The sequence below is a fragment of the Streptomyces sp. NPDC085946 genome (genome assembly GCF_044540485.1).
Classification (GTDB): Bacteria; Actinomycetota; Actinomycetes; order Streptomycetales; family Streptomycetaceae; genus Streptomyces.
Genome location: NZ_JBITSF010000035.1, coordinates 51,564 through 58,090, shown reverse-complemented (window position 1 = coordinate 58,090; position 6,527 = coordinate 51,564). Strand labels below are relative to the sequence as shown.

Below are 6,527 nucleotides of genomic sequence, written 5' to 3'. Positions count from 1 at the left end.
CTGACGGCCGGGTCGGGGTCGAGGAGACGGGCCAGCGCCGCCGGCAGGGCTTCGCCCGTCCCGCACGGGGTGGCGAGCGACGCCCAGTCCGTACCCTCCAGGAGCGCTCGATGGTCAGGGAGCTCACGGGGAGGAAGTTCCCGCTCCGCCCGGGGGTGTTGGTCACGGGTGGAGGCTATAGCGTCTGCGGCCCCGGGGGGCGCGGCCGGCCGCGCCCCCCGGCCGGGAGCATCCCGGCGAGCCCTGGCGTGTTCCTGGAACGGCCCGGCCCGGCCCGGCGCGGCAGAACCCGGGCGCCGGGTGTTCAGCGGCTTCGGCCCGGACGCTGGCGGCGGGTGCGTTGCGGGGCGCGGCGGGACCGGCGCGCGGGCGCGGTGCGGCTGTCGGCCTCGGTGGGGCCGGTGGCGGGTGAGGAGAAGCCGCCCGGGACGCCCGACCGGGCGGCCGGTGCCGGCATGGTGGGCTGCCCGGCAGGGGTGGGCTGGGCGGCGCGGCTCCGGGGGGTGGCCGAGCCCAAGCGGGACGGTTACCGCGCGCAGTTCGCCGCGCACACTGACCGGCGGGTGCTGCGCTCCGGGCAGGGCACGGACGTGACCGGCCCGTTCCCCGAAATCCGCACGGCGGCCCTCGCCCGGCTGCCGACGAACACCGGCCTGGACGACGAGTTGGTGGTGCTGGAAGAGAACCGGCTCGCGTTCGAGCGGCTGCAGCAGCGTCTCGGCGGGCGCGGGCGCGGTACGGCTGAGGCGGCGCGCCAGCGGCCGGCGCACTACGCCGCTTTCGGCCTGGTCCACCAAGGCGACACCGGCCTGACCGGCTGGCCGTACGAGCGGCGGCGCGCGGCACAGGAGGCGCTGTTCGCCGACCACCGCCTGGAGGCACCGCTGACGCTGTGCCCGTCGACGACCGACCCGGCCGTGGCACGAGGGTGGCTTCAGGGGGCGGCAGCCGGGCTGGAAGGGCTGTGCTTCAAGCGGCTGGACGAGCCGTACCGGCCGACGTGCTCCTGGCTCAAGTACGAGGTGCGGGTCACCACCGAGGCCGTCATCGGCGCCGTCGCCGGCTGCCTCGCGGCGCCCGGACGATGCTGCGGGACCTGCCCACCCGCCGCGATGCGGTGCGGCTGGTTCTGCTGCGGGCCGACCTGCTGGAGCCGTTCCTGCGCCGCGCGCGGGACGTCGTCCTTGCCGTCGGCCCGGCTGTGGAGGGCGCCCACCGAGATGTTGGAACGGCGGCTCACCTCGGTGGGCGAGAAACCCTGGCAGCCCTTCTCGGCGAGCGGTTCCGGTGTGGTGTCCAGTACCGGCTCGAAGGACCGCCGGCTGTGCTCCTGCTCGGGAGCTGGGATGCCGAACGGCTTCGCGGGGCGTTTCTGGGAGGTGGACACCCGCCCGGTCCAGGGAACCGCCCGCCACCGGTGCGGGGCCCACCGGCCCCGGCGGGCCCCGCGCGGTCCTCGTCGGCCGGTGCCGTCCGGGGGGTGCCGGCACCGTGACCGGGGTGGTGGTGCGCGACCCGGTCACCGGGAGGAGGACACGATCACCGGGCGGGCGCTTGCCGTATCGCCGTTCACCACGCGCACCGCCGGTGTCCCGCCGTCGCCTTCCGGCAGCCGGTGCAGCCGTCGTGGTGGGTGAGTGCCCGACGCGTACCGGGTTCAGGGGCGCAGGTGCCGGCCGACCGGTACCGGGCGTCGGCCTGTGTCGCGGCGAGAGCCGAGGGGTCGGCGGCCGGAGCGACGCGGCTGTCGTCGACGGTGGTGGCGGGTTCCTTGATGCCCGGCAGGCGCCGGGCGTGGCTGCCCGGGCGCGGGCCACGGCAGCAGGCCGTGGCCTGCGTGGTGCTCGTCGCGGCCGGTGCGGGGTTCGACGGTCCGGGCGGTGGAGGTCCACAACAACCGCGCGGGAGGCAGGCACGGGGCCGTCGCGGGACCGCGGTGCTCTCCCCCGGTGACCCGGCCCGGCCGTCCCGCCGGTCACCCGGCTGCGGCCCCCGCCCGTGGGTCGGCCCGTGCCGGAGCAGCGTCCTTTGCGCCGGACCGTAGCGCTGCTCCCCGGCCCGCGCGGGCCAGTTGACGGCGCCGGGGACGAGGAAGTACCTGTCAGCTGTCGCGAAGACCGACCGCCAGCGTCAGTTCGAGGACCCGCTGTGGCGATGCGAGATCCGGAAACAGCTCCCGCAGCTGCGACATCCGGTACCGGACTGTCTGGGGATGGACGAACAGCGCCGCCGCCACCTCCTCCCGCCTGCCCTGGTGCAGCAGCCATGCCCGCAGCGTCTCCTCCAGCCGCTGTGCGGTCGCGGCAGGCAGGGTCCGCAACGGTGCGAGGGCCCGGGCGCGCAGGTCCGCGAACGCGTCCGCGTCGGCGCTCAGCACCAGTTCGGGCAGGTGGTCCTCGGTGTCGCGGATGTCAGGGGACAGGGAGCGCGCGCGTACGGCTCGTGCGTACGAGGCGGACGCACGCGTCCACGGCCGGGCCGGGCCGACCACGGCGGTGCGGTCGGTCAGCTGCCGCAGGAGATGTGACCGGTCGGCATCGGGGACGAGCAGCACACCGGTGGCGTCCGGCAGATCGTCCAGGACGAGGGTGCTGGGGTCGAGCGCGCGGTAGGCGGGCCGGGCCTGGGCGGCGGGCAGCAGGACCGCGGTCAGCGAAAGGGGAGGCTGCCACCCGGCCCGTTGAGCAGAGGCCAGCAGCACGTCCGGGCCCGCGCCGGCCAGGAGGTCGCGGGCCAGGTGTTCCAGGTGGCGCTCCTGGGCCCTGCCCCGGGCGGCCAGTTCGTCGGCGTGGCCCGCGGCGCTCGCGGCGGAGAGCTCGTCGATGTAGGCGAAGGTCAGCTCGGCGAACTTGGCGACCTCGGCGGCGGGCAGGCCCGCGGGTACGGCACCCGCCGCCAGGCATCGCCAGGCCACGCGGGCGCCGACGCGGTAGGCGCTGAGCAGGGCGTCCATCGAACGGCCGTCGCGCACCTCGCCGCGGCCCAGTTCGTAGGCCGCGTCACCGGCGTCGCCGCCTGTGGCGTTCCCGCTCGCGAGGTCCAGGTAGTGTCCCAGGGCGGTGCGGACGGCTCGGCGGATGGTGGCGCCCATGTGGCCCGAGAGGGCGTTGGCGTAGGGAGGGACCTCGTCGATGATCGCCTGGACGACCTCGTCGGCGGTGGTCTTCAGCGCGGCCCGAAGGGCGGTGACCGTCGTCTCGTCCAGCGTCAGTTCGCTGGCCCTCCGGATTGCATGGTTCATGTTTTTGTTCCCTGCGAACAATTCAGCCGGCCAGATTTACGTTCTGCGGTCAGGACTTTACGCCTTGAGGCGCAGCAAGCTGGGGGCATGACGAGTACAGCCCTGCGCAGCAGGGCGTGGAAACTGCTGGAGATGGTCACGACGCCGCTGCTGCCGTCGGACTACCTGGATCTGGTCAGCCCGCTGCGTGCGGGCGCTGATCTGCGGGGGCGCATCGAGGCCGTGCGCCCCGAGACGGGTGACGCCGCGACCATCGTGATCAGACCGGGACGGGGCTGGCGCGGCCACACGGCCGGCCAGTACGTGCGGATCGGGGTCGACGTCGACGGGGTGCGCCTGTGGCGTGCCTACTCCATCACCTCGCCGGCACACCGCCGGGACGGCCGCCTCACGATCACCGTGAAGGCGATCCCGGACGGCAAGGTCAGCACCTACCTGGTCCGCAGGGCGAAACCGGGCACGCTGGTCCAGCTCGACCAGGCGACCGGTGACTTCGTGCTGCCGCGGGCCACGCCCGCCAAGGTGCTCTACCTGACGGCCGGCAGCGGCATCACGCCCGTGATGGGCATGCTGCGCGACACCGAGTTCGACGACGTCGTCATGGTGCACTGCGCGCCGCGGCCGCAGGACGTGATCTTCCGCGACGAACTGCACGGCCTGGTCGCGGACGAGAAGCTGCGGCTGACCGAGGTGCACACCGCCACGGACGGCATGCTCGACATCGCCCGTCTGGACGAACTCGTGCCCGACTGGGCCGAGCGCGAGACCTGGGCCTGCGGGCCCGCGGGCCTGCTCGACGCCGCCGAGGAGCACTGGATGGAGCACGGCGTCCAGGAGCGCCTGCACATCGAACGCTTCCGCCCCGGCATCGTCGTCGTCGGCGACGGCGGCGAGGTCACGTTCAGCGCCACCGGCAAGACCGTCGACGCGGACGGCGCCACGCCGTTGCTGGACATCGGCGAGGAGGCCGGCGTGCTCATGCCCTCCGGGTGCCGCATGGGCATCTGCTTCGGCTGCGTCACCCCGCTCAAGGCGGGCGCCGTCCGCGACCTGCGCACCGGCGAGATCACCGAGGCCGAGCCGGGCGTCCTCATCCAGACCTGCGTGTCCGCCGCGGCGGGCCCCTGCGACATCGAACGGTAGGAGCACTTTGACCGCCATCGACCCCACCGCCCACCTGACCGCGGAGCAGATCGAGGAGCTCGGCCGCGAACTGGACGCGATCCGCGACGAGGTGATCGCCGACCGCGGCGAGAAGGACGCCGCCTACATCCGCAAGGTCATCTCGGCGCAGCGCAAGCTCGAGCTGGTCAGCAGGGGCGTGCTGCTGTTCTCGTTCTTCCCGCCCGCGTGGCTGCTCGGCACCGCCGGTCTGTCCGTGGCGAAGATCATGGACAACATGGAGATCGGCCACAACGTCCTGCACGGCCAGTGGGACTGGATGCGGGACCCGAAGATCCACTCCACCACCTGGGAGTGGGATCACGTCTCGCCGTCCGAGCAGTGGAGGCACTCGCACAACGAGCTGCACCACACGTACACCAACGTGATCGGCAAGGACAACGACCTCGGCTACGGCATCATGCGCGTCGACGAGGACCAGAAGTGGCACCCGTTCCACCTCGGCCAGCCGCTGTGGAACTTCGTCAACGCCTGCTTCTTCGAGTACGGCATCGCCGCCTACGACCTGGAGCTCGGCAAGAACCTGCACAAGCGCCGCCGCAAGGACCCGGAGTTCCGCGCGCGGGCCAGGGCCGTGGGCCGCAAGATCCGCAAGCAGGTGCTCAAGGACTACGTGATCCACCCGCTGCTGTCGGGCCCGTCGTTCCTCACCACGCTCGCCGCCACGTTCACCGCGAACCTGGTCCGCAACCTCTGGTCCCACTCGGTGATCATGTGCGGGCACTTCCCCGAGGGCGTGCAGGTCTTCGAGCGCCGGTCGATCGAGGGCGAGACGCGCGGCCAGTGGTACCTGCGCCAGATGATGGGCTCGGCGAACATCAGCGGCAGCAGGGCCATGCACTTCATGACCGGCAACCTCTCCCACCAGATCGAGCACCACCTGTTCCCGGACCTGCCGAGCAACCGGTACGCCGAGGTCGCGGTGAAGGTGCGCGCGCTGTTCGAGAAGTACGAGCTGGAGTACGTCACCGGGCCGCTGCCCAAGCAGGTGTTCTCCGCGTGGCGCAAGGTCTTCCGGCTCTCGCTGCCGAACAAGAAGCCCAAGGCCACGACGCCGGACCGCGAGCAGGAACTCGTCGCGGCCTGATTCCCGGTAGCGGTCGGGATCCTTCGGCCGCACCCGGCCGGACCCGGCCGTACCGCCGGGTGCGGTGAGATCCGTCGCGGACGGCAGGCGGCCGCGACGCCGGACCGTACGGCACGGGATCCGGGGCAGCTCAGTGTCCGGCTGCGCTGCCCGCAGGTGCGCCGGGAGCTGGGCACACAGCCCCCGGCGGGGTGGTGCAGTGCGCCGGCCCGCCGTGGCCGGGCCGGTGGTGAGGTGCGTACGCGCACCAGGCGTCTTCCCCTTGAGTACCGGACCCGCATCCGGGCCCGGGATCCGCCTGCCGTCCGTCGGCTTCGGCTGCCCGGACCCCGCCGAGCCGGCCCGCTTCCACCGTGACGCGCTCGGCTTGCCCGTCGTCCACTCCGGCGAGGACTTCGTCCCGCTCGGCCGGGAGGGTTCACCCGGACCGGGCTTCAGCCGGGTGGCCGACCACCGGCGTCCGACCCGGCCGGACCCCTCCCCGGGGCAAGCAGGCTCACACGGAACCGGGCGCCGAGGATCTGGACGCCGCCCGCGCACGGATGCCGGCACCGGGCGCCATGGAATCCCCGGTCCGAGCGCACCCCGGTCAGCGGAGGGTCCTGCCGGACCCCGCAGGCCGTCCCTTCAGCATCCACGCGGGACTGAGCACGGCCCGGCCGGCCGATGCCCGCGACCGCGGCCGCGGGCCCGCCGGGGCTGCCCGTTGCGTGAGGTCGCGAAAGACGTCATGGGCCGGTGATGCCGGCCCTTTCGGGGGCGTCGCCCGCCGCGGCGGCAGCGGCGGTCTGCTGCGTCGCGTCCCCGGCGGTGGCCGGAGCCTGGGCCTGGGCCGGCGGTCCTGACCGCGGGTCCTTTCCGCGCGGGGCGCCGCTCCTCGCCGGGGACGCCGGTGCGGGCGTGCGGCGGGAGCGGCGCCGCGTCGCGCCGGCCGGGCAGGGGCCCCTGTGCCGCCGTGCCGGGCGGGGTGCGCGGTGCTTCGGTGGGGCGGCGGACCGCCGCCCGTCCTGGTGGTGG

Annotated in this window: 5 protein-coding genes; 4 read left to right on the top strand and 1 reads right to left on the bottom strand. The window is 73.9% G+C overall.

The window, feature by feature from the left end:
* Window positions 1-401 precede the first annotated feature (401 nt).
* Window positions 402-1,637 carry a hypothetical protein gene (locus ACIF8T_RS37325; RefSeq protein ID WP_400041541.1) on the top strand — a complete coding sequence of 412 codons (1,236 nt, stop codon included), beginning with the start codon at window positions 402-404 and terminating at the stop codon, window positions 1,635-1,637.
* A 464-nt stretch (window positions 1,638-2,101) separates the two neighbouring features.
* Here ACIF8T_RS37325 and ACIF8T_RS37320 read toward each other — a convergent pair whose 3' ends face one another.
* Window positions 2,102-3,241 carry a PucR family transcriptional regulator gene (locus ACIF8T_RS37320; protein WP_400041540.1) on the bottom strand — a complete coding sequence of 380 codons (1,140 nt, stop codon included), beginning with the start codon at window positions 3,239-3,241 and terminating at the stop codon, window positions 2,102-2,104.
* A gap of 132 nt (window positions 3,242-3,373) precedes the next feature.
* Here ACIF8T_RS37320 and ACIF8T_RS37315 point away from each other — a divergent pair, with 132 nt between their 5' ends.
* The 3 genes from ACIF8T_RS37315 to ACIF8T_RS37305 all read left to right on the top strand — a co-directional run bounded on the left by ACIF8T_RS37315 (window position 3,374) and on the right by ACIF8T_RS37305 (window position 6,355).
* The gene (locus ACIF8T_RS37315) at window positions 3,374-4,384 is read left to right on the top strand and encodes a ferredoxin reductase (protein ID WP_400041543.1); all 1,011 of its coding nucleotides are present in this window, start codon (window positions 3,374-3,376) and stop codon (window positions 4,382-4,384) included.
* Between the two features lie 7 nt (window positions 4,385-4,391).
* Window positions 4,392-5,510: a fatty acid desaturase family protein gene (locus tag ACIF8T_RS37310; RefSeq protein ID WP_400041538.1), complete on the top strand. Its 1,119-nt coding sequence runs from the start codon at window positions 4,392-4,394 to the stop codon at window positions 5,508-5,510.
* Between the two features lie 353 nt (window positions 5,511-5,863).
* Complete coding sequence (locus ACIF8T_RS37305) at window positions 5,864-6,355, top strand: VOC family protein (RefSeq protein WP_400041536.1); 492 nt, start codon at window positions 5,864-5,866, stop codon at window positions 6,353-6,355.
* Window positions 6,356-6,527 lie beyond the last annotated feature (172 nt).